Annotated in this window: 21 protein-coding genes; 17 read left to right on the top strand and 4 right to left on the bottom strand. The window is 65.4% G+C overall.

Annotated features, from left to right (window positions below; genetic code table 11):
- Positions 1-42: 42 nt before the first annotated feature.
- The 11 genes from CCUG20998_RS10630 to CCUG20998_RS10680 all read left to right on the top strand — a co-directional run bounded on the left by CCUG20998_RS10630 (position 43) and on the right by CCUG20998_RS10680 (position 11,628).
- Positions 43-666, top strand: a complete 624-nt coding sequence (locus CCUG20998_RS10630) for a riboflavin synthase (RefSeq protein ID WP_011739904.1) — start codon at positions 43-45, stop codon at positions 664-666.
- Between the two features lie 138 nt (positions 667-804).
- Positions 805-2,082, top strand: coding sequence for a bifunctional 3,4-dihydroxy-2-butanone-4-phosphate synthase/GTP cyclohydrolase II (locus CCUG20998_RS10635; protein ID WP_012393985.1), 1,278 nt, complete (start codon positions 805-807; stop codon positions 2,080-2,082).
- Positions 2,079-2,561, top strand: a complete 483-nt coding sequence (gene ribH, locus CCUG20998_RS10640; protein WP_020728563.1) for a 6,7-dimethyl-8-ribityllumazine synthase — start codon at positions 2,079-2,081, stop codon at positions 2,559-2,561. Before CCUG20998_RS10635 ends, ribH begins: the two co-directional genes overlap by 4 nt.
- On the top strand, positions 2,558-3,028 hold the full coding sequence (locus CCUG20998_RS10645) for a PH domain-containing protein (RefSeq protein WP_020728564.1): 471 nt from the start codon (positions 2,558-2,560) through the stop codon (positions 3,026-3,028). The genes ribH and CCUG20998_RS10645 overlap by 4 nt, the downstream gene beginning before the upstream one ends.
- 19 nt (positions 3,029-3,047) lie before the next feature.
- Complete coding sequence (locus tag CCUG20998_RS10650; RefSeq protein WP_036455549.1) at positions 3,048-3,701, top strand: sensor domain-containing protein; 654 nt, start codon at positions 3,048-3,050, stop codon at positions 3,699-3,701.
- Positions 3,702-3,746: 45 nt separating this feature from the next.
- Positions 3,747-5,216 carry an HNH endonuclease signature motif containing protein gene (locus tag CCUG20998_RS10655; RefSeq protein ID WP_020728566.1) on the top strand — a complete coding sequence of 490 codons (1,470 nt, stop codon included), beginning with the start codon at positions 3,747-3,749 and terminating at the stop codon, positions 5,214-5,216.
- Between the two features lie 19 nt (positions 5,217-5,235).
- Positions 5,236-7,179 (top strand): excinuclease ABC subunit UvrC, encoded by a 1,944-nt coding sequence (gene uvrC, locus CCUG20998_RS10660; protein ID WP_036455551.1) that lies wholly within the window; start codon positions 5,236-5,238, stop codon positions 7,177-7,179.
- Positions 7,176-8,096 carry an RNase adapter RapZ gene (rapZ, locus tag CCUG20998_RS10665; RefSeq protein ID WP_020728568.1) on the top strand — a complete coding sequence of 307 codons (921 nt, stop codon included), beginning with the start codon at positions 7,176-7,178 and terminating at the stop codon, positions 8,094-8,096. Before uvrC ends, rapZ begins: the two co-directional genes overlap by 4 nt.
- Entirely contained in the window at positions 8,093-9,169 is a 1,077-nt protein-coding gene (locus CCUG20998_RS10670; protein WP_020728569.1) for a YvcK family protein, read from the top strand. Before rapZ ends, CCUG20998_RS10670 begins: the two co-directional genes overlap by 4 nt.
- A complete protein-coding gene (gene whiA, locus CCUG20998_RS10675) occupies positions 9,166-10,143 on the top strand; it encodes a DNA-binding protein WhiA (protein WP_012393992.1) in 978 nt (325 codons plus the stop codon). Before CCUG20998_RS10670 ends, whiA begins: the two co-directional genes overlap by 4 nt.
- A gap of 102 nt (positions 10,144-10,245) precedes the next feature.
- Entirely contained in the window at positions 10,246-11,628 is a 1,383-nt protein-coding gene (locus CCUG20998_RS10680; RefSeq protein WP_011739914.1) for a WS/DGAT/MGAT family O-acyltransferase, read from the top strand.
- Here CCUG20998_RS10680 and CCUG20998_RS10685 read toward each other — a convergent pair whose 3' ends face one another.
- The 3 genes from CCUG20998_RS10685 to CCUG20998_RS10695 are packed head-to-tail and all read right to left on the bottom strand — an operon-like array spanning position 11,629 to position 15,284.
- Positions 11,629-12,906, bottom strand: a complete 1,278-nt coding sequence (locus CCUG20998_RS10685; RefSeq protein WP_020728570.1) for an alpha/beta hydrolase — start codon at positions 12,904-12,906, stop codon at positions 11,629-11,631.
- Positions 12,903-14,537: an acyl-CoA ligase FadD12 gene (gene fadD12 / locus CCUG20998_RS10690; protein ID WP_020728571.1), complete on the bottom strand. Its 1,635-nt coding sequence runs from the start codon at positions 14,535-14,537 to the stop codon at positions 12,903-12,905. The genes CCUG20998_RS10685 and fadD12 overlap by 4 nt, the downstream gene beginning before the upstream one ends.
- Positions 14,538-14,540: 3 nt before the next feature.
- Entirely contained in the window at positions 14,541-15,284 is a 744-nt protein-coding gene (locus CCUG20998_RS10695; protein WP_231389699.1) for a lysophospholipid acyltransferase family protein, read from the bottom strand.
- Positions 15,285-15,554: 270 nt separating this feature from the next.
- Here CCUG20998_RS10695 and CCUG20998_RS10700 point away from each other — a divergent pair, with 270 nt between their 5' ends.
- The 3 genes from CCUG20998_RS10700 (at position 15,555) to CCUG20998_RS10710 (ending at position 20,753) form a co-directional block, all read left to right on the top strand.
- The gene (locus tag CCUG20998_RS10700; RefSeq protein ID WP_020728574.1) at positions 15,555-17,393 is read left to right on the top strand and encodes a PE family protein; all 1,839 of its coding nucleotides are present in this window, start codon (positions 15,555-15,557) and stop codon (positions 17,391-17,393) included.
- 193 nt (positions 17,394-17,586) lie between these two features.
- Complete coding sequence (locus CCUG20998_RS10705; protein WP_020728575.1) at positions 17,587-19,335, top strand: DUF3556 domain-containing protein; 1,749 nt, start codon at positions 17,587-17,589, stop codon at positions 19,333-19,335.
- Positions 19,332-20,753 carry a phytoene desaturase family protein gene (locus tag CCUG20998_RS10710; RefSeq protein WP_020728576.1) on the top strand — a complete coding sequence of 474 codons (1,422 nt, stop codon included), beginning with the start codon at positions 19,332-19,334 and terminating at the stop codon, positions 20,751-20,753. Before CCUG20998_RS10705 ends, CCUG20998_RS10710 begins: the two co-directional genes overlap by 4 nt.
- 7 nt (positions 20,754-20,760) lie before the next feature.
- Here the strand turns inward: CCUG20998_RS10710 and CCUG20998_RS27830 are convergent, their stop codons facing one another.
- A complete protein-coding gene (locus tag CCUG20998_RS27830; RefSeq protein ID WP_164498343.1) occupies positions 20,761-21,486 on the bottom strand; it encodes a beta-xylosidase in 726 nt (241 codons plus the stop codon).
- A gap of 343 nt (positions 21,487-21,829) precedes the next feature.
- On the opposite strand from CCUG20998_RS27830, the gene gap reads away from it, so the two are divergent.
- From gap to tpiA, 3 genes are read left to right on the top strand one after another with little or no spacing between them, the layout of a single operon-like run.
- Positions 21,830-22,849 carry a type I glyceraldehyde-3-phosphate dehydrogenase gene (gene gap / locus CCUG20998_RS10720; protein ID WP_011739921.1) on the top strand — a complete coding sequence of 340 codons (1,020 nt, stop codon included), beginning with the start codon at positions 21,830-21,832 and terminating at the stop codon, positions 22,847-22,849.
- A gap of 12 nt (positions 22,850-22,861) precedes the next feature.
- Positions 22,862-24,112, top strand: coding sequence for a phosphoglycerate kinase (locus tag CCUG20998_RS10725; protein ID WP_020728578.1), 1,251 nt, complete (start codon positions 22,862-22,864; stop codon positions 24,110-24,112).
- A complete protein-coding gene (tpiA, locus tag CCUG20998_RS10730; protein ID WP_011739923.1) occupies positions 24,109-24,894 on the top strand; it encodes a triose-phosphate isomerase in 786 nt (261 codons plus the stop codon). Before CCUG20998_RS10725 ends, tpiA begins: the two co-directional genes overlap by 4 nt.
- Positions 24,895-24,937: the final 43 nt, after the last annotated feature.

The following is a 24,937-nucleotide window of genomic DNA, read 5'->3' on the forward strand; positions in this document are numbered from 1 at the left end:
GGCGTTTGTCGCGGCCCGCCGAGGGCCAATTAGCCTGGTGCAATGTTCACCGGAATAGTCGAGGAACTCGGCGAAATCACCGACCGGAGCACCCTCACCGATGCGGCACGCTTGACCATTCGTGGCCCGATCGTTACCGCCGACGCCGGTCATGGTGATTCGATCGCAGTCAACGGTGTCTGCCTGACGGTGGTGGAGGTGCTCGCCGACGGCCAGTTCACCGCCGATGTGATGGCCGAGACGCTGAACCGGTCCAACCTGGGGGAACTACAGGTCGGTAGCCAGGTCAATTTGGAGCGTGCCGCGGCCGTCAACAGCCGCCTCGGTGGGCACATCGTCCAGGGCCATGTCGACGGGACCGGCGAGATCATCGCCCGGAGCCCGTCGGAGCACTGGGAAGTGGTGCGCATTCAGGTCCCAGCGACGGTGGCCCGCTATGTCGTGGAGAAGGGATCGATCACCGTCGACGGAATTTCCCTGACCGTCTCCGATCTAGGTGCGCAGCCTCGGGACTGGTTCGAGGTTTCGCTGATTCCGACCACCAGAGAGCTCACCACGCTGGGACAAGCGCCGGTGGGTACGCAGGTAAACCTGGAGGTGGACGTGATCGCCAAATATGTCGAACGACTGATGCAATCCGGACCGACAGCCGACCCGGCGCACTAGCGCGGTAGGAAACCGGTCAGAATCAGCGGGCAGGGACCTCAAAGCCGCAAGACAGTAACTGTGGCGGTGCGGTAGTCCATACTGATTGCAGCACGTGAAACATCTCGTGTGAGTAGGTCTGACAGCAAGGTAGCAAAGATGACGAGGTTGGACTCCGTCGAGCGAGCGGTTGCCGACATTGGTGCGGGCAAGGCTGTCATCGTCATCGATGACGAGGACCGCGAGAACGAGGGCGACCTGATCTTCGCTGCCGAGAAGGCAACACCGGAGTTGGTGGCGTTCATGGTGCGCTACACCTCTGGGTACCTGTGCGTCCCGCTGGATGGAGCGGTGTGTGACCGGCTGGGACTGCTGCCGATGTACGCGGTCAACCAGGACAAGCACGGTACCGCCTACACCGTTACGGTGGATGCGAAAAATGGCGTGGGAACTGGTATTTCAGCTTCCGACCGAGCGACCACGATGCGGCTGCTTGCCGATCCGGCGAGTGTGGCCGAAGACTTCACCCGTCCCGGTCACGTCGTTCCATTGCGCGCCAAGGACGGCGGGGTGTTACGCCGCCCCGGCCATACCGAGGCAGCGGTGGACCTGGCCAGGATGGCTGGCCTGCAGCCCGCGGGCGCGATCTGTGAGATCGTCAGCCAAAAAGATGAAGGGTCGATGGCCCAGACCGACGAGCTGCGGGTCTTCGCCGACGAACACGGGCTGGCACTGATTACCATCGCCGACCTGATCGAATGGCGGCGTAAGCACGAGAAACACATCGAGCGCGTTGCCGAGGCCCGGATTCCGACCCGGCACGGGGAGTTTCGCGCCATCGGATACACCAGCATCTATGAAGACGTCGAGCACGTTGCACTGGTGCGCGGCGAGATCGCCGGGCCGAACAGCGACGGCGACGACGTATTGGTGCGGGTGCACTCGGAGTGTCTGACCGGCGACGTTTTCGGGTCACGTCGTTGTGACTGCGGGCCCCAGCTCGACGCAGCCATGGCCATGGTCGCCAGGGAGGGGCGTGGGGTGGTGCTGTACATGCGCGGACACGAGGGCCGCGGCATCGGGTTGTTGCACAAGCTGCAGGCCTATCAACTCCAGGACGCCGGGGATGACACCGTCGACGCCAACCTCAAGCTCGGTCTGCCCGCTGATGCACGCGACTATGGGATCGGGGCCCAGATTCTGGTTGATCTGGGGGTCCGTTCGATGCGGCTGCTGACCAACAACCCGGCAAAGCGGGTAGGGCTGGACGGTTACGGTTTGCACATCATCGAGCGGGTCCCGTTGCCGGTGCGGGCCAATGCGGAGAACATCCGCTATCTGATGACCAAGCGCGACCGGATGGGACATGACTTGACCGGACTAGACGACTTTCACGAATCGGTGCACCTGCCAGGGGAATTCGGTGGTGCTTTGTGAGCGGTGGCGCCGGCATTCCGGACGTGCCGGCGTTCGACGCTTCCGGCGTTCGGCTGGCTATCGTCGCCAGCACCTGGCACACCAAGATTTGTGATGCCCTGCTCGCCGGTGCGCGCAACACGGCTGCCGATTCCGGAATCGACAACCCGACGGTGGTGCGCGTCCTGGGGGCGATCGAAATTCCGGTGGTGGCACAGGAACTGACTCGAAATCACGACGCTGTGGTCGCGTTGGGTGTGGTAATACGTGGTGAGACACCGCATTTCGACTACGTTTGTGATGCGGTGACCCAGGGTCTGACCCGGGTCTCGCTGGACTCCTCCACGCCGGTGGCCAATGGGGTTTTGACCACCAACTCCGAGGAACAGGCGCTCAACCGGGCTGGCCTGCCAACCTCAGATGAGGACAAGGGCGCGCAGGCGACCGCGGCGGCGTTGACCACCGCGTTGACCCTGCGCGAGCTGCGTGCTGAGGCATGACCGACGAAGCGCAACGCGCCGAGTGGGACGTCGTCTTGCGTCCCTACTGGACACCGGTTGTCGCGTACACCGCGGCGATCCTGATCGTGGCGGCGCATGTAGCCGGTGGATTGTTCCTCAAGGTGGGCTCGAGCGGGATGATATTTCAGGCCGGTGATCAAGTGGCGATGGGCGCCCTCGGGCTCATTCTCGCCGGTGCTGTGCTGCTGTTCACCCGACCGCGGCTAAGGATCGGTGCTGCGGGCATCTCGGTGCGTAATCTGTTGGGCTATAAGCTGATTCCTTGGAAAGACGTGGTCGGTGTGTCGTTTCCTGGGGGCAGTCGCTGGGCGCGAGTCGACTTGCCCGATGACGAGTACATCCCGGTGATGGCGATTCAGGCCGTGGACAAGGAGCGTGCGGTTGCGTCAATGGACGCGGTGCGCTCACTGCTGACCCAATATCGCCCGGACCTGCCCGCCCGCTGAGTCGCGCTACGATCGGCCGATGACGCGTCTTGGGCGTAGCTGCGCGGCGGTGGTGTTGCTCGTCGTGGTGGTGGCGATGACCGCGTGCACCAATTCCGTTGCCGGTCGCGCGATTCGGGCCTCCGGTCAGCCGCGTGCCCACATCTCGGCTCGTGACTTGTTGTTGCAGGATGGGGACAACACGCCGCTGGGGCCGGCGTCTTCGACTCGGGTGGGCGAAACCTATTTCACCAGCGCCCGGCCACCCGAATGCACGGCCGCGGTGTTGTTCAAAGGTTCGCCGCTACGGCCACCGGGCTCGGCGGACTTCGCCGAGTCCGCATACCGAGTGCAGGCTACGGCGATGTATGCCGAGTCGGTCGATGTCTACAACAGCCCGTTGAATCCTCACGACGTGGTGCAGAACGGATTCCGCGCGGTGTCGCAATGCCATGGCGACGCATTTGCCGGGTATCCGGCGGGGGAGTTCGGGCCGATCACGCTCAAGTCCTTCGGCACCCCGGCCGAGGGTGTGCTGGTGTGGAGCATGGGCCGTTCGGATTGGAACTGCGACTACGGCCTGGCGGTGGTGCCGCGGGCCGCTCTGGTCATATCCGCGTGTGACCAAAATTCCGGATTTCCGATGGCGGAGTGGGCGGTCACCCGACGGGCGCAGCTCGACGACCGGGTCTGACACGAGTCGGGGGAAGTGTCGCCATCGGCTGCTAGTGTCGAATGTATGTTCGAGTATTGGTATGCCTCCCGTCCCACGGCGGAGTCGAATGCGCTGTTGGAGAGGGCGCGAGAGGCATCTCGCCGGGAGGCTGCGGCCGCGGCCGAACGGCTGGACGTGGTCGGTGCATTGTTCGTGCTGCGGTGCCGGGAGTCCGGCGACCGTGCCGAATGGGCGACGGATACTTGGGAGGCGGTCGCCGCGCAGGTGGCTGCCGCATTGCGAACCAGCGTGGCGATGGGCTCGAGCTATTTGCGTTATGCGATGGCGATGCGCAACCGATTGCCGAAGGTGGGGCAGGCCTTCCGCGCCGGAGATATCGATTACCGGGCATTCCAGACGATCGTGTTTCGCACCGACCTCATCACCGACGCCGAGGTGCTGGCGAAGGTGGACGCACAGCTCGCCGCGCTGTTGGCGCGATGTCCTGCGGTAACTCGAGGTCGGCTGTCCGTTGCGGTCGATCAAGTGGTGGCCGATGTCGATCGCGATGCCGTGCGCCGCGCTGCCGAGGCGGCCGACGGTCGATTCGTCGATGTGGATGTGATCGCCGACGGTTCGGGCTTGGCCGCGCTGACCGGAAGCGTGCTCGCGACCGCGGGGCGAGCCTTTGACCGGCGCCTCGACGAGCTTGCGAACACGGTGTGCGCCGCCGACCCGCGCACCCGTGAGCAGCGCCGCGCCGACGCGGTGGGGGCGCTGGTGGCGGGCAGTGATCGGTTGGCGTGCGGCTGCACGTCCGCCGCTTGCACTGCCGCGGCGCGGTCAGCTCCGAGCAACGTGGTGATTCACGTCGTTGCCGATCAATCGACTGTCGACGGAACCGGTCACACGCCCGCTGTGTTGCCCGGCGCCGAAGGGCTGATCCCGGCCTCATTGATCGCCGAGCTGGCCAAGGTCGCCACACTGCGGCCGCTGATGCGACCGTCAGGGCACCCCGAGTCCGGATACGCGCCATCGGCGGGGCTCGCCGACTTCGTGCGGTGTCGTGATCTGACGTGTCGAGCACCCGGCTGCGACCAGCCGGCAGTTTCCTGTGATCTGGACCATACCGTTGCATACGGTGACGGCGGGCACACGCACGCGTCGAACCTGAAGTGCCTGTGCCGCAGACACCATCTGCTGAAAACGTTCTGGGGCTGGCGCGACCTGCAGCTACCCGACGGTACGGTGATCTGGCTGCTGCCCGACGGGCACACCTACGTGACCACCCCGGGGAGCGCGCTGCTGTTTCCGAACCTATGCGTGCCGACCGAGGAGCTACCGCCAATCGTGGGCACGGCCGGCAGCCCCCGCGCTGGCCGAGCGGCGAGGATGCCGACCCGTGCCCGAACCCGCGCACAAAACCGGGCGAATCGAATCGACACCGAGCGCCGATGCAATCGCAGGGCGCTGGAAGCCGTCGGCGGCGTCCACGCCGACCGGTACGACACCCCGGAGCCGACAATCGGTCCCGACGAGCCGCCGCCCTTCTAGCGGCTACTAGCCTGGGTACGTGCCAGATCCCGCGACGTATCGCCCCGCGCCCGGGTCCATCCCGGTCGAGCCGGGGGTGTACCGATTCCGGGACCCGCATGGGCGAGTCATCTATGTCGGCAAGGCCAAGAGCCTGCGCAGCAGGCTGACGTCGTATTTTGCCGACATCGCGCACTTGCAGCCGAGGACCCGCCAGATGGTGACCACCGCCGCAAAGGTCGAGTGGACGGTGGTCAACACAGAGGTCGAGGCGCTGCAGCTCGAGTACAACTGGATCAAGGAATTCGATCCTCGCTTCAACGTTCGCTACCGCGATGACAAGTCATATCCGGTGCTGGCCGTCACGCTCAACGAAGATTTTCCCCGGCTCATGGTCTATCGCGGTCCACGGCGCAAAGGGGTCCGCTATTTCGGGCCCTACTCGCACGCGTGGGCGATCCGCGAGACAGTGGATCTGCTTACCCGGGTGTTTCCGGCGCGCACCTGCTCGATGGGAGTGTTCAAGCGGCACAAGCAGATAGACAGGCCATGCCTGCTCGGCTATATCGACAAGTGCTCGGCTCCCTGTATCGGCAGGGTCAGCAAAGAGCAGCATCGCCAGATTGTCGATGATTTCTGCGACTTTCTCTCCGGTAAGACCGACCGATACGCCCGCGAGCTGGAACAGCAGATGAACGCCGCTGCGGAGAACCTCGACTTCGAGCGCGCCGCACGGCTGCGAGATGACCGGTCTGCATTGAAGCGCGCGATGGAAAAGCAAGCCGTGGTGCTGGGGGACGGCACCGACGCGGACGTGGTGGCATTTGCCGACGACGAACTCGAGGCGGCGGTGCAGGTGTTCCATGTCCGCGGCGGTCGGGTTCGCGGTCAGCGCGGCTGGGTGGTCGAAAAGCCCAGTGCACCAGATGTTTCCGTTGAGGAACAGTTGGTGGAGCAATTCCTGGCTCAGTTCTATGGCGACCAGGCGGAGTTGGGCGGTGCCGCCGATGAGTCGGTCAACCCGGTTCCCCGCGAGGTACTGGTGCCGTGCCTGCCCTCCAACGCCGACCAACTGTCCAGCTGGTTGTCCGGCTTGCGCGGCTCGCGGGTCACGCTGCGCGTGCCGCGCCGCGGAGACAAGCGCGCGCTGGCCGAAACCGTGCAGCGAAATGCGAAAGAGGCGCTGCAGCAGCACAAGCTGAAGCGGGCCGGTGACTTCAACGCCAGATCTGCTGCACTGCAGAATATTCAGGAGGCGCTTGGGCTGGCCGATGCGCCGTTGCGCATCGAGTGCGTCGACATCAGCCACGTGCAGGGCACCGATGTGGTCGCCTCGCTGGTGGTCTTTGAGGACGGCCTACCGCGCAAGTCCGACTACCGCCACTTCGCCATCCGGGAAGCGGCTGGGCAGGGCCGCTCCGACGACGTCGCATCCATTGCCGAAGTGACTCGACGCCGGTTCCAGCGCCACCTGAGCGAACAGAACGATCCGAATCTGCTTTCCCCGGAAGGAAAATCTCGCCGATTCGCCTATCCGCCCAATCTCTATGTCGTTGACGGCGGTGCGCCGCAGGTCAACGCCGCCAGCGCCGTTCTCGAGGAGCTGGGTATCGTCGACGTCGCGGTGATCGGCCTGGCCAAGCGGCTGGAAGAAGTATGGGTGCCCTCCGAGCCGGATCCGATCATCATGCCGCGTAACAGCGAGGGCCTTTACTTGCTGCAGCGGGTGCGCGACGAGGCGCACCGATTCGCCATCACCTACCATCGGAGCAAGCGATCCAAGCGGATGACGGCGTCGGCGCTGGATGCGGTGCCCGGATTGGGAGAGCACCGTCGCAAGGCGCTCGTCACCCATTTCGGATCGATAGCCCGCCTCAAGGAGGCCACCGTCGACCAGATCACCGCGGTACCGGGTATTGGCGTAGCAACGGCAACTGCCGTGCTCGAGGCGTTGTGTCCCGACCAGCCGGGGGGTGCCCAATGACCAACCATATTGCGGGTGGCGGGAATCCGCCTGGTCCAGAAGTCGACGCCTCGGCCGGTATCGACGTGGTGCTGGTGACCGGGCTGTCCGGGGCGGGCCGCGGCACGGCGGCCAAGGTACTGGAGGACTTGGGCTGGTATGTCGCGGATAACCTGCCTCCGCAGCTAATCACCCGAATGGTGGATTTCGGGCTGGCGGCCGGATCACGCATCACCCAACTCGCCGTGGTGATGGACGTTCGGTCACGGGGCTTCACCGGCGACCTGGATTCGGTGCGCAACGAACTGGCCACCCGCAACATCACCCCCCGAGTGGTGTTCATGGAGGCATCGGACGACATGTTGGTGCGCCGCTACGAACAGAATCGCCGTAGCCACCCGCTGCAGGGCGGGCACACACTTGCCGAGGGGATCGCCGCCGAGCGCAAGATGCTCGAGCCGGTGCGCGCCACCGCCGACCTCATCATCGACACGTCCACGCTCTCGGTGCGCGGGCTGCGGGAGAACATCGAACGAGCTTTCGGCGGCGACGCCGCGGCGATCACCAGCGTCACCGTAGAGTCCTTCGGCTTCAAGTACGGACTGCCGATGGACGCGGACATGGTCATGGACGTGCGGTTTTTGCCCAACCCGCACTGGGTCGACGAGCTGCGGCCACTGACCGGCCAACATCAGGCGGTCAGCGACTACGTCCTGGGCCGGCCGGGCGCGTCCGAGTTTCTGCAGACCTACCATGAGCTGCTATCCCTGGTCGTGGAGGGCTATCGCCGGGAGGGCAAGCGCTACATGACGGTCGCGATCGGCTGCACCGGTGGCAAGCATCGCAGCGTCGCCATCGCCGAAGCACTGGTGGGGCTGCTGCGGTCGAATTCGCGACTTTCGGTGCGGGTGCTGCACCGGGATCTGGGCCGCGAATGAATTCACCGGCGAGCCATAGCATCGTTGCTTTGGGTGGCGGACACGGGCTATACGCGACGCTGTCGGCGGCTCGTCGGCTCACTCCCTACGTCACCGCGATCGTGACCGTTGCCGACGACGGTGGATCCTCGGGTCGGCTACGTAGCGAACTCGACGTGATACCGCCGGGTGATTTGCGAATGGCGCTGGCGGCCTTGGCATCCGACAGTCCGTACGGCCGGCTTTGGGCGACCATTCTGCAGCATCGGTTCGGTGGCAGCGGCGCGCTGGCCGGGCATCCGATCGGCAACCTGTTGCTGGCCGGCCTGTCCGAGGTGCTGGCCGATCCGGTAGCGGCGCTCGACGAACTCGGGCGCATTCTCGGCGTCAAGGGCCGGGTGCTGCCGATGTGTCCGATTGCGCTGCAGATCGAAGCCGACGTTTCCGGGCTGGAGTCTGATCCGCGGATGTTCCGGCTGATCCGCGGCCAGGTGGCGGTGGCCACCACCCCGGGAAAGGTGAGACGGGTGCGGTTGCGGCCGGCCGACCCACCGGCGACCCGCCAGGCCGTCGACGCCATCATGGCCGCCGATCTCATCGTCTTAGGTCCCGGGTCGTGGTTCACCAGTGTGATTCCGCATGTGCTGGTGCCAGGGCTGTTCGCGGCGTTGCAGGCCACGTCGGCGCGTCGCGCGCTGGTGCTCAACCTGGTGGCCGAGCCGGGGGAGACGGCCGGTTTCTCGGTTGAGCGTCACCTGCACGTCCTGGCCCAGCATGCCCCGGGGTTCACGGTCCACGACATAATCATCGACGCGGACCGGGTGCCTAGCGATCGAGAGAAGGAGCAACTTCGCCGCACGGCAACAATGCTTCAGGCCGAGGTCCACTTCGCCGACGTTGCCCGACCTGGTACACCTTTACATGACCCGGGCAAGCTAGCGGCCGTCCTGGATGCAGTGCGGGTCCGTGACAGGGACCTCACGACGCCTCCGGTGACGAGTCCGCAGGAGATACCGATCGAGGGCGGACGTCAACAGACCGGCGGGCCCGGGGCGGGTGGCAACAGACCGAAGGGTGACGACGCGTGGCGATGACGACTGAAGTCAAGGACGAACTGAGTCGCCTAGTAGTCAAATCGGTCAGCGCCCGGCGCGCTGAGGTCACTTCGCTGCTCAGATTCGCCGGGGGCCTGCACATAGTGGCTGGGCGCGTCGTCGTCGAGGCCGAGGTGGATCTGGGCAGCATCGCGCGGCGGCTGCGCAAAGACATCTTCGACCTCTATGGCTACAGCGCGGTGGTGCACGTGCTGTCGGCCAGCGGGATCCGCAAGAACACCCGGTACGTGCTGCGGGTCGCCAACGACGGCGAAGCGCTGGCGCGTCAGACCGGACTGCTCGACATGCGGGGCCGTCCGGTGCGTGGCCTGCCGGCCCAGGTGGTCGGCGGCAGTATCGGCGACGCGGAAGCCGCGTGGCGGGGCGCCTTTCTGGCGCATGGGTCACTGACCGAACCCGGGCGCTCGTCGGCACTCGAGGTCAGCTGCCCGGGCCCGGAAGCTGCCCTGGCGCTGGTGGGGGCCGCCCGCAGGCTCGGGGTGGGTGCCAAGGCCCGTGAGGTCCGCGGAGCCGATCGCGTGGTGGTGCGCGACGGCGAGGCGATCGGTGCCCTGCTGACCCGAATGGGGGCACAGGACACCAGGCTGGTCTGGGAAGAGCGCCGGATGCGTCGCGAGGTGCGCGCGACGGCCAACCGGCTGGCCAATTTCGATGATGCCAATCTGCGCCGCTCGGCGCGCGCGGCGGTGGCGGCGGCCGCCAGGGTGGAACGAGCGCTGGAGATCCTCGGTGACACGGTGCCCGATCATCTGGCCTCGGCCGGCAAACTGCGTGTCGAGCATCGCCAGGCATCGCTGGAGGAGCTGGGCCGCCTTGCCGATCCACCGATGACGAAAGATGCTGTGGCGGGCCGGATTCGGCGGCTGCTGTCGATGGCCGATCGCAAGGCGAAGGTGGAAGGAATTCCCGACACCGAATCGGCGGTGACGCCCGACTTGCTCGAGGATGCGTAGTCCGCGCAAGCACTGCTTGCGGGGCCGTCGCACGACGACGGCGCGTTGTGAGATTTCTGGGAGTGCTGGCCCTAGCAGCTCACGGGAGGTTATGGTCGCCCAATGAGGCGGCTCTCGAGTGTTGATGCGGCGTTCTGGTCTGCGGAGACCGCAGGCTGGCACATGCATGTTGGTGCGCTGGCGATTTGCGATCCGACCGATGCGCCCGACTACAGCTTTCAGCGGTTGCGCGAACTACTCATCGAACGGCTCCCGGAGATCCCACAGCTGCGCTGGAGAGTCACCGGGGCCCCGCTGGGGCTGGACCGGCCCTGGTTCGTCGAAGACCAGGATCTGGACGTCGACTTTCACGTGCGGCGAATCGGAGTCCCCGCGCCGGGCGGCCGGCGCGAGCTCGAGGAGCTCGTCGGTCGGCTCATGTCCTACAAGCTTGATCGCTCTCGACCGCTATGGGAACTCTGGGTCATCGAGGGCGTCGAAGGCGGGCGCATCGCCACCCTGACCAAGATGCACCACGCCATTGTCGACGGTGTCTCGGGTGCCGGGTTAGGTGAGATTCTGCTGGATGTCACGCCCGAACCGCGGCCACCACAAGAGGAAACAGTTGGATTCGTCGGATTCCAGATCCCCAGGCTGGAGCGCCGCGCGGTGGGTGCCCTGATCAACGTGGGAATTATGACCCCGTTCCGCATCGCACGGCTGGTGGAGCAAACCGTGCGCCAGCAGATCGCGGCGCTGGGCGTGAGCGCCAGGCCACCCCGCTACTTCGATGCACCCAAGACCCGGTTCAACGCACATGTGTCGCCGCACCGGCGGGTCAGTGGGTGCCGCATTGAACTGGCAAGGGCCAAGGCGGTCAAGGATGCCTTCGGCGTCAAACTCAACGACGTTGTGCTGGCGACGGTGGCCGGGGCGGCGCGGGAATACCTGAAGAAGCGCGACGAGCTGCCCGCCAAGCCGCTCATCGCGCAGATTCCGGTGTCCACCCGCACCGATCAAACCAAGGAGGACGTCGGCAACCAGATCAGCTCGATGACGGCGTCGCTGGCGACCCACATCAATGATCCGGCCGAGCGTCTCAAGGCCATTCACGAGAGCACCCAGAACGCCAAAGAGATGGCCAAGGCGCTCTCGGCGCATCAGATCATGGGGCTTACCGAGACCACCCCGCCCGGTCTGCTCCATCTGGCCGCCCGTGCGTACACCGCTACCGGGCTTTCCCATAACCTGGCCCCGATCAACCTCGTCGTCTCCAACGTCCCCGGCCCGCAGTTCCCCCTCTATATGGCGGGTGCGCGGCTGGACTCCTTGGTGCCGCTAGGGCCGCCGGTGATGGACGTGGCGTTGAACATCACCTGCTTCTCGTATCAGGAGCATCTGGACTTCGGGTTCGTGACGACACCCGAGGTAGCCAATGACATCGACGAGATGGCCGACCTCATCGAACCGGCGCTGGCCGAGCTCGAACGCGCGGCTGGTCTCTAGCTAGCGTGGGCCCGGGCCGTTGGTGACGTATACCCAGGACAGGAACCGGGCCACGGCTTCGGAAGCCTTATGCGCGCGTGGGGAACCGAAGACGTCGAAGGCATGCTGGGCGTTGGGCAATTCGGCGTAGGCGACCGGGGACTTCGACACCGCCCGTAATTCTTCGACGAACTCTCGAGCTTCGACCACCGGGATGAGGGAGTCGTCTTGGCCGTGTAGCACGAAGAACGGTGGTGCGTCGGCCCGTACATGGTGGATTGGCGAAGCATCGACGAAGACCTCGCGGTGGTCGCGGAATTTCCGTTTCACCACGAAACGCGCTAGCAATTCGACGAATTCAGGTCGCCCCTCGGCCTCGGTCGAATACCAGTCGTAGCGGCCATAGATGGGAACCGCCGCCGCCACAGAGGTGTCGGCTTCCTCGAAGCCGGGTTGAAACCTGGGTTCGTTGGGGGTCAGAGCCGCCAGCGCGGACAGGTGGCCGCCCGCTGACCCGCCGCTGATCGCCACGAAGTCCGGGTCGCCGCCGTAGTCGGCGATGTTTTCTTTCACCCAGGCCAGGGCGCGCTTGACGTCGACGATATGCGCCGGCCAGGTGTGTAGGGGAGAGACCCGATAGTTCAGCGACACACAGACCCAGCCACGCGAAACCAGGTGGCTCATCAGGGGATACGCCTGGGGGCGGCGCCATCCGAGGACCCAGGCGCCACCGGGCACCTGCACCAGCACCGGGGCCTTGCCGTCGCGCGGCAGATCGCGTCGCCGCCAGATGTCGGCCAGGTTGGCACGGCGGTGTGGGCCGTAGGCCACGATGTTGGTCTTCTCCACATAGAGTCGGCGTGCCACGGTCGTGCGCAGGGGGAGGTTGCGTCGTCCCCGCCGCGTCGGCTCGGTCGGCAGGGTGGCCAACTCCTGGGCGTAGTCAGCCCCCAGTCCTTCGGTCAACCCCGCCTCGAGGACCGGCCCGGGGGTGGTGATGCCGCGGTAGCGGATCACGCCCAGCGTTGCCCAGGCCGCGGCGGTAAGGGCCAACGCGGCTTTGCCCTTCGGCCCGGCGAAATCACCGCGTCGTCCGCGGCGCAGCGCGTCCACCACTGACGCGGCCAGGTAAAGACCAGGCACCTCCGAGGTCGGCCAGCCAAGCCAGAACACGAAAAAGGCGGCATAGGGGTTGCGGCTGATGGGCCGTAATCCGTTGGCGGCGTTGACGAGTTCGGCCGTCGCCCGGGTCAGGGGCCGGGGCCGGCGGGCCAGCTTGCGCAGTCGATCGCCCCTCATGAGCCGCAGACCTTTGCCTGCAGTTCGGCGCGCAATATCTTGCCGGTGCTGCCGCGGGGCAACTCGTCGAGAACCGCGATTTCGCGGGGCACCTTGTAGTTGGCCAGGTTGTCGCGCACATGTTGTTTGAGGGTTTCGGGGGCGGCATTCTCATCAAGATCAGCGTCGGGTTCGAGCACCACGAATGCGGCCAGCCGCTGTCCGTACTGTTCATCGTCGACGCCGATCACCGCGGCCTCCGCGACTTCGGGATGGGTAGCAAGGGTCTTTTCCACCTCGATCGGGTAGACGTTCTCTCCTCCGGAGACGATCATTTCGTCGTCGCGCCCGACCACGAACAGCCGTCCGTTGCGGTCCAGGTAGCCCACGTCGCCCGACGACATGAAGCCGGCGTGGAAATCCTTGGTGGTGCCCGATGTGTATCCGTCGAACTGGCTGTCGTTGCAGACAAAGATGCTGCCGACCTCGCCCACCGGCACTTCGTTGAATTCCGGGTCCAGGATCCGGATTTCGGTTCCTTCGGCGGGGCGGCCCGCGGTGTCGGGTGCGGCACGCAGGTCTGCCGGTGTCGCGGTGGCGATCATCCCGGCCTCGGTCGCGTTGTAGTTGTTGTAGATCACGTCGCCGAATCGGTTCATGAACGCGATGACGACGTCGGGGCGCATCCGGGAACCGGACGCCGCGGCAAACCGCAGTGTGCGGCCGCTGTAGCGGTTGAGCACCTTGGTGGGCAGTTCCATGATGCGGTCGAACATCACCGGCACCACCACCAGGCCGGTCGCCCGATGGCGGTCGATGAGATCCAGCGTCGCTTCCGGGTCGAACTTGCGGCGGGTGACGATCGTGCATGCCAGTGATGCGGCCAGCACCAGCTGTGAGAAGCCCCAGGCGTGGAACATCGGCGCCACGATCACGATGGGCTGTTCGGCTCGCCACGGTGTGCGGTCCAGAATCGCTTTCAGGGTGCCGATTCCGCCGCTACCTCCAGAATGCTTGGCGCCCTTAGGCGTTCCGGTGGTGCCCGAGGTCAGCAGGATCAGCCGGCCGGTGCGGTCGGTGCGCTCGGGCTGGTCGCGCAGGTGGGCGTTGACGAGCTGTTCGACGGTCAGGTCGTGCTGTCCATCAGACCACGCGACGATCCGAGTGGCCTGTGGCCGGCCATCAAATGCGCGGTCGACCGTGGCGGTGAATTCTTCGTCGTAGATGACGGTGTCGACGCCTTCGCGGGCCACCACATCGGCCAGCGCCGGACCCGCGAATGCGGTATTGAGCAGCAGAATGTCGGCACCGATCCGGTTGGCCGCCACCAGCGCTTCGACGAACCCGCGATGGTTGCGGCACATGATTCCGACGACCTTGGGCGAGCCGGCCGGCAGTGCCTGCAGCGCGGCGGCCAGGGCGTTGCTGCGCTCGTCGAGCTGCCGCCAGGTCAGCGTGCCCAACTCGTCGACCAGGCCCGGCCGATCTGGGCAGCGCTGGGCGGCTCCCGCGAATCCCGCAGTGAATCCCATCCCCTCGCGACGCATGGCGGCGGCGATCTTCAGGTATCGGTCCGGTCGCATCGGGGCGATCAGACCGGACCGCGCCAACGTGGTGATCAGACCCAGGATCTGGTCGATGCGAGGCGCCATGGCTCAGCCCAGAATCGGGAATCGACGAGTGGCGGCCAGCCTGGTGAGAGCATCCTGCATCACCGAACGAACATGTTGGTCGACCTGGTCCACGTCGGGATCCTCGCCGAATTGGGCGATGACGTCGATCGGATCCAGCACCTCGGTGACGATCTTGGTCGGCAGCGGCAGGTTGGGCGGGATAGCCGCGCTGAATCCGAACGGGAAGCCGAACGAGAGGGGCAGAATATCACTGCGCAGCAACCGCTTTAGCCCAAGCCGTTCGGCGAGCCAGGTGCCCCGGGACAGGTAGAGCTGGGTTTCCTGTCCGCCGATGGACACCGCGGGCACGATGGGGACGCCGGCTTCGATCGCGGTGCTGACGTACCCCTTGCGGCCGTTGAAGTCGATGACGTTTTCCGAAAGCGTGGGCCGGTACGCGTCGTAGTCGCCACCGGGAAACACGATCACCACCCCGCCGGAGCGCAATGCCTTTGCCGCATTGTCTCGGCTGGCCCGGATGTAGCCGGTGCGCCGGAAGAACGAACCGGTCGCGCCCATGAACAGGATGTCGTGGCTGAGCGTGTAGACCGGCCGGTCATAACCGAACTTGTCGTAGAAGTCGACGCTGAAGATCGGGACGTCCATCGGGAACATGCCACCGGAGTGGTTGCCCACCACCAGCGCCCCGCCCGGCGGAAACGAGTCCAAGCCGTGGACCTCGGAGCGGAAGTACGTCTTCACCACCGGCCGCATCACACCGATCATGCGCCGGGTCAGGCCCGGGTCGAACTTTTCGATGTCGTTGTCGTTGTCGGTATCGCTCACGAAGATCCCCTGACCATGGGCGCTGTGGGTCAACCGATGGTACCGATGGCCAATTGGTCCCGCGGCCGGCGGCCCCACCGGGTGGGCGGCAGTGATCTCGGCGAATCACCCACCAGAGTTCGCCGGATCGCGATAGCATCCGCCCTGCTAGATGTGCTGGGCGGCTGACCTTGCCAGAGCTGCCTGGGTCAGGCGGCGGAGGGGGGTGGGATGTCGTTCGTGGTCACCGCGCCGGAGACGGTGGTCGCCGCGGCGTCCCAATTAACGGGCATCGGATCGGCAATCGAGGCGGCCAACGCGGCGGCCGCGGCCCTGACCACGCGGCTTCTTCCTGCGGCGGCTGACGAGGTATCGGCGGGGATCGCGGCGTTGATGAGCACCCACGCCCAGGAATATCAGCTCCTGGGCGGCCAGCTGGCCACCTACCACGACCAATTGGTGCAGGCCCTCGATCGGACCGCGGGTTGGTACGCGGACGCGGAAACCGGCAACGCGGCGCTGTTGCGCAACGTGCAGCAAGACTTACTCACCGGGTTGACGGCGCCGGGCAGGGCATGGTCTGGGGCCGGCGCCGCCTCCGCGGGAGCGTCCGGCGTTGACGCGCTGATGAGTTGGGCCTTGCTGTCCGGGGGGCGCTCGGTCTTGGTCGTGGGCTCCACCGGAACCCCGCGACCGTCGTATCGCTTCATGCGGGAGGTCTACGACCTGTTCGTCACACCGCACTATTTTGGCGATTCGCTTTTCGGCGTACAGACACCCGCGCAGTTCCAGCCGTTTACCGGGATTCCCAACCTGACCTTCGATGAATCGGCCGCTACGGGAGCCGGCTACCTGCACGCCGCGATCACGCAACAACTCGCCGACGGGAATCGCGTTGTCGTTGCCGGCTTTTCGCAGGGCGCTTCGGTGGCGACCCTGGAGATGCGGCATCTGCAGAGCCTGCCCATCGACAGCAGGCCGAGCCCCGAGGACCTCTCGTTCGTATTGCTCGGCAATCCGAACAACCCGAACGGCGGGATCCTGGCGCGTTTTCCAGGTCTGTATATCCAATCAGTGGGTCTGACATTCAATGGCGCGACGCCGGTCACCGAGTACCCGACGACGGTCTACACGACCCAATATGACGGCTTTGCCGATTTCCCGCAGTACCCGCTCAATGTCGTCGCGGACGTCAATGCGCTGTTGGGTATCTCCTATTCGCACAGCCTCTACTACGGGCTCACGCCTGATCAAGTGGCGGCGGGCGTGGTGCTGCCGGTGTCCTCGCCGGACGTCAACACCACCTATATCTTGATCCCGAACGAGCACTTGCCTTTGCTGCAACCGCTGCGCGGCATTGTGCCCGATTCGGTGCTCGATGGCATTGAGCCCGGTCTGCGCGACGTCGTTGAGTTGGGCTACGACCGAACCGGATACGCGGATGTACCCACCCCCGCGTCGTTGTTCCCCGCCAATGTCAATCCCAACGTGGTCGCGGGCGCGTTCGTCGAGAGCGCGGTGCGGGGGATCGATAATGGCCTGGCCGGCATGGGGCTACCGCCGCTACCGGATCTGCCGGCCGCGCCGTTGCTGCCGGAAATATGGAGCAATGCGCCGCCCATCCCCGGCTGGCCGGCGAGTGTTCCTAGCACCATTGCGGTTCCACCGCAGCTCGGCGGTGCGATAGCCGGGCCGCTCGATCATCTGTATCGCACACTCGACAGCGTCATCAACGGGCAGATAAATCCCGCCATCACATCGGGCATCTACCAATATGGTGCCGACCTCTCCGCCGAGGCCGCCAGGCCCGGCGCTTCTTCCGAACTGCTCAACGCGATCTACGTTGGCCGGCAGGTGTTGCCGATCTTGATCGAAGGGCCGGGGGTCATTCTGACCGCCGATACCTACTATTCGATCAACGCGATCAAGGATCTGGCGGCCGGCAACCTCAGCGGCTTCAATCAAAACCTGCAACTCATCCCTGCCACCAACGCCATGCTGCTGACTTTCGGTGCGACAATTCCGATCGCGGCCGGGGTCTCCGCATACATAGGTCGTGACTTTCCCTGATAGTTGCCGCGTCGGTGCAGCAACCTGAAGGCGTGAAGGCCGTGAAGGCATTGTGTGCTAGTGCTTTTGGTCGCGGCCGGACGGGGAAAGCACGGCGGGATTCAAAAGCATCTATTCGTCGGCCGCGTGGTGCCGATAGATTGGAACCGCAAGGGACACACCAGCAGGGTTTCGCACCGAGAATGAGGCCGCTATGGGATTCATGTCACCGGACTTGCCAGACGTCGATCACGAAACCTGGCATACCCTGCCACGTGCAACGCGACTGCAGGTTGTTACTCGGCACTGGGCCGAACATGGCTTCGGGACCCCGTATGCGGTTTACCTGCTCTATTTGCTCAAGATCGGGATCTACGTCGCCGCCCCCGCGGCGATCATCTCGCTGACGCCGGGTTTGGGTGGGCTGGGGCATATCGCCGACTGGTGGACGCAACCAATCGTGTATCAGAAGGTCATCATCTTCACGCTGCTGTTCGAGGTCCTCGGATTTGGCTGCGGCTCCGGACCGTTGACCGGGCGGTTCATGCCGCCGGTTGGCGGGTTCCTTTATTGGCTGCGACCCAAGACAATTCGCCTGCCCCCCTGGCCGGCAAAGGTGCCCTTCACCGATGGGGACACTCGCACCGTGGTGGATGTGACGCTCTACGCCATCGTCCTGATCAGCGGGGGATGGGCACTGCTTTCTCCCGGCCATGCCGGGCCGGTGACAGCCAGCGGTGACGTCGGCCTGATCGACCCGATCCTGGTGGTACCGACGATCATCGCGCTGGCGTTACTGGGTCTGCGTGACAAGACGGTCTTTTTGGCCGCGCGCGGGGAACACTATTGGCTGAAGCTGTTCGTGTTCTTCTTCCCGTTCACCGATCAGATTGCGGCGTTCAAGATCATCATGCTCTGCCTGTGGTGGGGAGCGGCCACATCCAAGCTCAACCACCATTTCCCGTACGTCGTCGCGGTGATGACCAGCAATAACGCGCTACTGCGCGGCAGGCTGTTCAATCCGATCAAGCATCTGCTCTACCGCGACTACGTCAACGACCTGCGCCCGTCCTGGCTGCCGAAACTCATGGCCCACGTGGGTGGGACCACGGCGGAGTTCCTGGTTCCGGCGGTTCTGGTGCTCGTCGCCGGTGACCAGCCGTGGCGCTGGTTCCTGATCGGGTTCATGGTGATCTTCCACCTCAACATCCTTTCCAACCTCCCCATGGGAGTCCCGCTGGAGTGGAATGTGTTCTTCATCTTTTCGCTGTTCTATCTGTTCGGGCACTACGGTTCGATCCGCGCCATAGATCTTCGATCCCCGCTGCTGCTGGTGATCGTGCTCGCCGCTTTCGCCGTGGTGGTAGCGGGAAACCTTTTCCCGGAAAAGATTTCGTTCTTGCCGGCGATGCGCTACTACGCGGGTAACTGGGCCACCAGCGTGTGGTGTTTCCGTGCCGGGGCCGAGGAAAAGATCGAGGCCAGCGTCGTCAAGAGCTCCGCGCTGGTGGTCAACCAGTTGGCCAAGCTCTACGACGCGAACACGGCCGAAATCATGGCCGACAAGACGGCCGCGTTCCGGGCCATGCATACCCACGGCAGGGCGCTCAACGGGTTGTTGCCCCGGGCGATCGGCAACGAAGCCGAGTACAAGGTCCGTGAGGGCGAAATCGTGGCCGGGCCGCTGGTCGGCTGGAACTTCGGCGAGGGCCACCTGCACAATGAGCAGCTGGTACAGGCCGTGCAGCGGCGTTGCAATTTCGCCGACGGCGACCTGCGCGTCATCATCCTTGAAGGTCAACCGATCCACATCCAAAAGCAGTGGTACCGCATCGTCGACGCCAAGACCGGATTGATCGAAGCCGGGTACGTCACAGTCGAGGACATGCTTGCCCGGCAGCCGTGGCCCGAGCCCGGCGACGAATTTCCGGTACACGTGACGACTCAACGCGCCGCCCAATGACCAAGGCAGTCGTTGTCGGGGCCGGGCCCAACGGCCTGGCCGCCGCGATCCAGTTGGCCAGGCACGGGGTCGAGGTGCAGGTGCTTGAAGCGCACGACACCATCGGTGGGGGAGCGCGTTCGGGTGAGCTGACCGTGCCCGGGGTGATCCACGATCACTGCTCAGCGTTTCACCCACTGGGTGTCGGCTCACCGTTCTGGAATGAGATCGACCTTCAAAGCTACGGGTTGACGTGGAATTGGCCCGAAGTCGACTGCGCACATCCGCTCGACGACGGCACGGCCGGGGTGCTGCACCAGTCGATTGAACACACGGCGGCGGGCATGGGGCCCGACGGCAAACGGTGGCGCCGTGCGGTGGGGGACCTGGCGGCCGGTTTCGATGAACTGGCGGGCGACCTGCTCCGCCCGGTGCTCGGCGTTCCCCGTCACCCGCTTCGGCTGGCCGCCTTCGGGCCTCGGGCGGCGCTGCCCGCCACCATGATGGCGCGCTGGTTCCGTACCGAGCAGGCGCGCGCACTGTTCGGAGGCGCTGCCGCGCACGTCTACACCCGGCTGGACCGGCCGCTGACCGCGTCGCTGGGGTTGATGATCTTGGCCAGCGGCCACCGCTACGGCTGGCCCGTCGCACAAGGCGGTTCCGGGTCGATAACCGCGGCACTGGGAGCCGCCCTGAACGCGCTCGGCGGTGTCGTGGCCACGGGGATAACCGTCACCAGCCGCCGTGACATCCCCGATGCCGACATCGTCATGCTCGACCTCAGCCCGGCCAACGTTCTGACGCTGTACGGCGATGCGATGCCCGCGCGGATCAGGCGGTCCTACCGGCGTTATCGGGAAGGATCGTCGGCGTTCAAGGTCGACTTCGCCATCGAAGGCGACATTCCATGGACCAATCCTGACTGCCGGCGGGCCGGGACCGTCCACCTCGGGGGCACGTTCGCCGAGATCGCGGACACCGAACGCCAACGCGCACAAGGTCGAATGGTGCAACGACCGTTCGTCTTGATCGGGCAGCAATACCTGGCCGACCCGTCGCGTTCGGCGGGCAACATCAACCCGATCTGGGCCTACGCACACGTACCGTTCGGCTATACCGGCGACGCCACTGCCGCCGTCATCGACCAGATAGAACGATTCGCGCCCGGATTCCGCGATCGCATCACCGCGACCGTCAGCAAGTCGACCGCCGAACTACAGGCCTACAACCGCAACTTCATCGGCGGTGACATCATCGGCGGGGCCAATGACGGGCTCCAGGTCATTTTCCGGCCGCGGATAGCCCTCGATCCGTATGCGATCGGGGTACCCGGTGTCTATCTGTGTTCCCAATCCGCCCCGCCGGGCGCCGGAATCCACGGACTGTGTGGCTACCACGCCGCGGAATCGGCGTTGCAGGGGTTGCGTAAGCGGCGCTGAGGCTGTCTCAGCCGGCTCCCGCACCCGACGGGCCGGGCTGAACCGGCTGACCCGCCACAGGTCCGCCGGCCGGCGCCGGACCGATTGGCCCGTCCTTGCCGGTTCCCGACATATCGATGATGGGAGCTCCGGCCGCCGGAACGCCCGCGGGCACCGGCCCGAGCGCGATCAGCGGAACGCCGGCCGGGATGGGTACCGGTGCGCCGGCCGCGATGGGGATGGGTGCGCCGGCCGGGATGGGTACCGGTGCGCCGGCCGGGATGGGGATGGGTGCGCCGGCCGGGATGGGGATGGGTGCGCCGGCCGGGATGGGGATGGGTGCGCCGGCCGGGATGGGGATGGGTGCGCCGGCCGGGATGGGCACGGGTGCGCCGGCCGGGATGGGTACCGGTGCGGCCGCCGCGGCCCCACCGAGATCGATCAGTGGCGCACCAGCCGGAAGCACCGGAATGGGACCTGGCACCGCCATCGGAACACCAGCCATGTCATTGATGGGAGCGCTGGCCGCGCATGTCGCGCCGGCCGCTGCCGGACCGCCGGCCGCAGCTGGACCGCCCGCCGCAGCCGGACCGCCCGCCGCCGGTGCTCCGCCTTCGCCCGCCATCCCTTGGATGCACGCGTAGCCGTCGGTTTTCAGCGGGACAGCTGCCGCTTGTGGGCTCAACGCAATAGCGGCTCCGCACAGCCCAGCGCAGGCAACTACCTTGAAGTTGAACCGATCAAAGATCGTCATCAACGCCGACTCCTCTTTATTCGCGCCCGGTACTTCTGCAATCAATTGGTGCAGTAACACCGCATGGTCCTACTGCACTCGTGTCTAGCCGACCGGCACAATTGTTAGCGGCCGCCGCGATACACGCGCCGCGCCGCACCGCGCCGTTTCCAAATGGTGACGTTTCCCCTCGAATCCCCTTCCGGCCCTGTCCGCCGGGGCCGGCGAACCCGCCGCGCCGCGCCTGGGTTTTCGCGGCCGCAGAGTTCTGGCATTTGTTACCGGCAGGGCGGTGACGCGTGTCACTGATCTAGGCTGACGGGCAAGGCGCTTTTAGGCGGACATGGAAGGCAGGGAGAGGCAAGTGACGGTCCGGGTAGGTATCAACGGCTTTGGTCGAATCGGCCGCAACTTTTACCGGGCCTTATTGGCTCAACAACAGCAGGGCAGCGCGGACATCGAGGTGATCGCCGTCAATGACATCACCGACAATCAGACGCTGGCCCACCTGCTCAAATTCGACTCGATTCTGGGCCGGTTGCCCCAGGACGTGAGTCTCGAGGGCGAGGACACCATCGTCGTCGGCGGTGTGAAGATCAAGGCCCTCGAGGTGCGGGAGGGCCCGGCGGCGATGCCCTGGGGCGACCTGGGGGTCGATGTCGTCGTCGAGTCCACCGGTCTTTTCACCAACGCTGCCAAGGCCAAGGGCCACCTGGACGCGGGTGCGAAGAAGGTGATCATCTCGGCGCCTGCGACCGACCCGGACCTCACCATCGTGCTGGGGGTCAACGACGACAAGTACGACGGCAGCCAGAACATCATCTCCAACGCGTCGTGCACGACGAACTGCCTGGCGCCGTTGGCCAAGGTGCTGCACGACGAGTTCGGCATCGTCAAGGGCCTGATGACCACCATCCACGCCTACACCCAGGACCAGAACCTGCAGGATGGGCCGCACAAGGACTTGCGTCGTGCCCGGGCCGCCGCGCTCAACATCGTGCCGACTTCTACCGGCGCCGCCAAAGCCATCGGTCTGGTGATGCCCGAGCTCAAGGGCAAGCTCGACGGTTACGCGCTGCGGGTGCCGATCCCGACCGGTTCGGTGACCGACCTGACCGCGGAATTGGCCAAGGCCGCGACCGCCGAAGAGATCAACGCGGCGTTCAAAGCCGCGGCCGAAGGCAGACTCAAGGGCATTCTGAAGTACTACGACGCCCCGATCGTGTCCAGCGACATCGTCACCGACCCGCACAGCTCGATCTTCGATTCCGGGCTGACCAAGGTGATCGATGACCAGGCCAAGGTGGTGTCTTGGTACGACAACGAATGGGGTTACTCCAACCGGCTCATCGACCTGGTCGCGCTGGTCGGCAAGTCCCTCTAGGTTCCGGCAGCCGTGACCATCCATTCCCTTGAAGACCTTCTCGCTGAAGGTGTTTCGGGTCGCGGGGTGCTGGTGCGCTCCGATCTGAATGTGCCGCTCGACGAGAACGGTGTCATTACCGATGCGGGCCGCATCACCGCGTCGGTACCGACGTTGAAAGCGCTGCTCGACGCCGGCGCCAAGGTCGTCATCGCAGCGCATTTGGGTCGTCCCAAGGATGGGCCCGACCCGAAGCTGTCTCTGGAGCCGGTTGCCGCGGCTCTTGGCGAGCAACTGGGCCGGCACGTGCAGTTGGCCGGAGACATCGTCGGCACCGATGCGCTCGCTCGCGCCGAAGGACTGACCGACGGCGACGTCCTGCTGCTGGAGAACATCCGCTTCGACAAGCGCGAAACCAGCAAGGACGACGGCGAGCGCCTCGCTTTGGCCAAGCAGCTCGCCGAACTGGTCAGCCCGGGAGGTGCTTTCGTCTCGGATGGCTTTGGCGTGGTGCACCGCAAGCAAGCTTCGGTGTATGACGTCGCCACATTGCTGCCGCACTACGCCGGCAGGTTGGTGGCTGATGAAATCCGCGTGCTCGAGCAGTTGACCAGTTCGACCGAGCGGCCGTACGCGGTGGTGCTGGGCGGGTCGAAGGTATCCGACAAGCTCGGTGTCATCGAGTCGCTGGCAACCAAGGCCGACAGCATCGTGATCGGCGGCGGAATGTGTTTCACATTCCTTGCCGCCCAAGGCTACTCGGTCGGCACGTCGCTGCTGGAGAAAGAGATGATCGACACCTGTCGAAGGCTGCTCGACACCTACCACGATGTGCTGCGGCTACCCGTCGACGTGGTGGTGACCGAGAAGTTCGCCGCCGATTCACCACCTCAAACCGTTGCCGCGGATGCGATCCCGGCCGACACGATGGGCTTGGATATCGGGCCGGGATCGGTCAAGAGGTTCGCCGCGCTGCTGTCCAACGCCAAAACCATCTTCTGGAATGGCCCGATGGGCGTATTCGAATTCCCGGCGTACGCGACGGGCACCAGGGGCATCGCCGAGGCGATTGTCGCGGCGACCGGCAAAGGTGCGTTCAGCGTGGTCGGCGGCGGTGACTCCGCTGCCGCGGTTCGCGCGCTTGGCATTTCGGAGGGATCGTTCTCGCACATTTCCACCGGCGGCGGCGCGTCGCTGGAATACCTGGAGGGCAAGACGCTGCCCGGCATCGAGGTGCTCGGTAGACCCCAGCCCGGCCAAACCGAGGGCGGAGGACCCGCGTGAGCCGCAAGCCGTTGATCGCCGGCAACTGGAAGATGAACCTCAATCACTTCGAGGCGATCGCTCTGGTGCAGAAGATCGCATTCTCGTTGCCGGACAAGTACTACGACAAAGTCGATGTGACGGTCATTCCGCCGTTCACCGACTTGCGCAGTGTGCAGACCTTGGTCGACGGTGACAAGCTGCGCCTGACCTATGGCGGTCAAGACCTGTCCCAGCACGACTCCGGTGCCTATACCGGTGACATCAGTGGGGCATTTCTGGCCAAACTGGGCTGCAGCTTCGTCGTCGTGGGGCACTCCGAACGGCGCACCTACCACAACGAGGACGACGCTCTAGTGGCCGCCAAGGCTGCCGCGGCGCTCAAGCACGACCTGACTCCGATCGTCTGCATCGGCGAGCACCTCGATGTGCGTGAGGCGGGAAATCACGTGGCGCACAACGTCGAACAGCTGCGCGGTTCGCTGTCCGGGCTGTCAGCAGAGCAGATCAGCAAGGTGGTCATCGCCTACGAGCCGGTCTGGGCGATCGGCACCGGGCGGGTAGCTGGCGCAGCCGACGCCCAGGAAGTCTGTGCGGCAATCCGCAGCGAGCTTGGTTCGCTGGCCTCGCCGCAGATCGCCGACGCGGTTCGGGTGCTCTACGGCGGCTCGGTCAACGCGAAGAACATCGGCGAACTGATCGCGCAGGCGGACGTCGACGGTGGCCTGGTGGGTGGCGCGTCGTTGGATGGTGAACAGTTTGCGACGCTGGCGGCCATCGCCGCCGGGGGACCGCTGCCGTAACCGGGCAGTCACGGCGAGCGGTCCCGCGAGTGCTCACCGAGTA

This window comes from Mycobacterium marinum, from assembly GCF_003391395.1.
GTDB lineage: Bacteria > Actinomycetota > Actinomycetes > Mycobacteriales > Mycobacteriaceae > Mycobacterium > Mycobacterium marinum.

Excerpts from the sequence above, each read along its gene's own strand:
- fadD12 (WP_020728571.1), bottom strand. The coding sequence starts at position 14,537 with ATGGCGCCTCGCATCGACCAGATCCTGGGTCTGATCACCACGTTGGCG.
- CCUG20998_RS10695 (WP_231389699.1), bottom strand. The coding sequence starts at position 15,284 with ATGATCGGTGTGATGCGGCCGGTGGTGAAGACGTACTTCCGCTCCGAG.
- CCUG20998_RS10655 (WP_020728566.1), top strand. The coding sequence starts at position 3,747 with ATGTTCGAGTATTGGTATGCCTCCCGTCCCACGGCGGAGTCGAATGCG.
- CCUG20998_RS27830 (WP_164498343.1), bottom strand. The coding sequence starts at position 21,486 with ATGACGATCTTTGATCGGTTCAACTTCAAGGTAGTTGCCTGCGCTGGG.
- CCUG20998_RS10700 (WP_020728574.1), top strand. The coding sequence starts at position 15,555 with ATGTCGTTCGTGGTCACCGCGCCGGAGACGGTGGTCGCCGCGGCGTCC.
- CCUG20998_RS10650 (WP_036455549.1), top strand. The coding sequence starts at position 3,048 with ATGACGCGTCTTGGGCGTAGCTGCGCGGCGGTGGTGTTGCTCGTCGTG.
- CCUG20998_RS10680 (WP_011739914.1), top strand. The coding sequence starts at position 10,246 with ATGAGGCGGCTCTCGAGTGTTGATGCGGCGTTCTGGTCTGCGGAGACC.
- rapZ (WP_020728568.1), top strand. The coding sequence starts at position 7,176 with ATGACCAACCATATTGCGGGTGGCGGGAATCCGCCTGGTCCAGAAGTC.
- CCUG20998_RS10685 (WP_020728570.1), bottom strand. The coding sequence starts at position 12,906 with ATGAGGGGCGATCGACTGCGCAAGCTGGCCCGCCGGCCCCGGCCCCTG.
- CCUG20998_RS10645 (WP_020728564.1), top strand. The coding sequence starts at position 2,558 with ATGACCGACGAAGCGCAACGCGCCGAGTGGGACGTCGTCTTGCGTCCC.
- whiA (WP_012393992.1), top strand. The coding sequence starts at position 9,166 with ATGACGACTGAAGTCAAGGACGAACTGAGTCGCCTAGTAGTCAAATCG.
- CCUG20998_RS10705 (WP_020728575.1), top strand. The coding sequence starts at position 17,587 with ATGGGATTCATGTCACCGGACTTGCCAGACGTCGATCACGAAACCTGG.
- CCUG20998_RS10635 (WP_012393985.1), top strand. The coding sequence starts at position 805 with ATGACGAGGTTGGACTCCGTCGAGCGAGCGGTTGCCGACATTGGTGCG.
- CCUG20998_RS10670 (WP_020728569.1), top strand. The coding sequence starts at position 8,093 with ATGAATTCACCGGCGAGCCATAGCATCGTTGCTTTGGGTGGCGGACAC.
- CCUG20998_RS10630 (WP_011739904.1), top strand. The coding sequence starts at position 43 with ATGTTCACCGGAATAGTCGAGGAACTCGGCGAAATCACCGACCGGAGC.
- CCUG20998_RS10710 (WP_020728576.1), top strand. The coding sequence starts at position 19,332 with ATGACCAAGGCAGTCGTTGTCGGGGCCGGGCCCAACGGCCTGGCCGCC.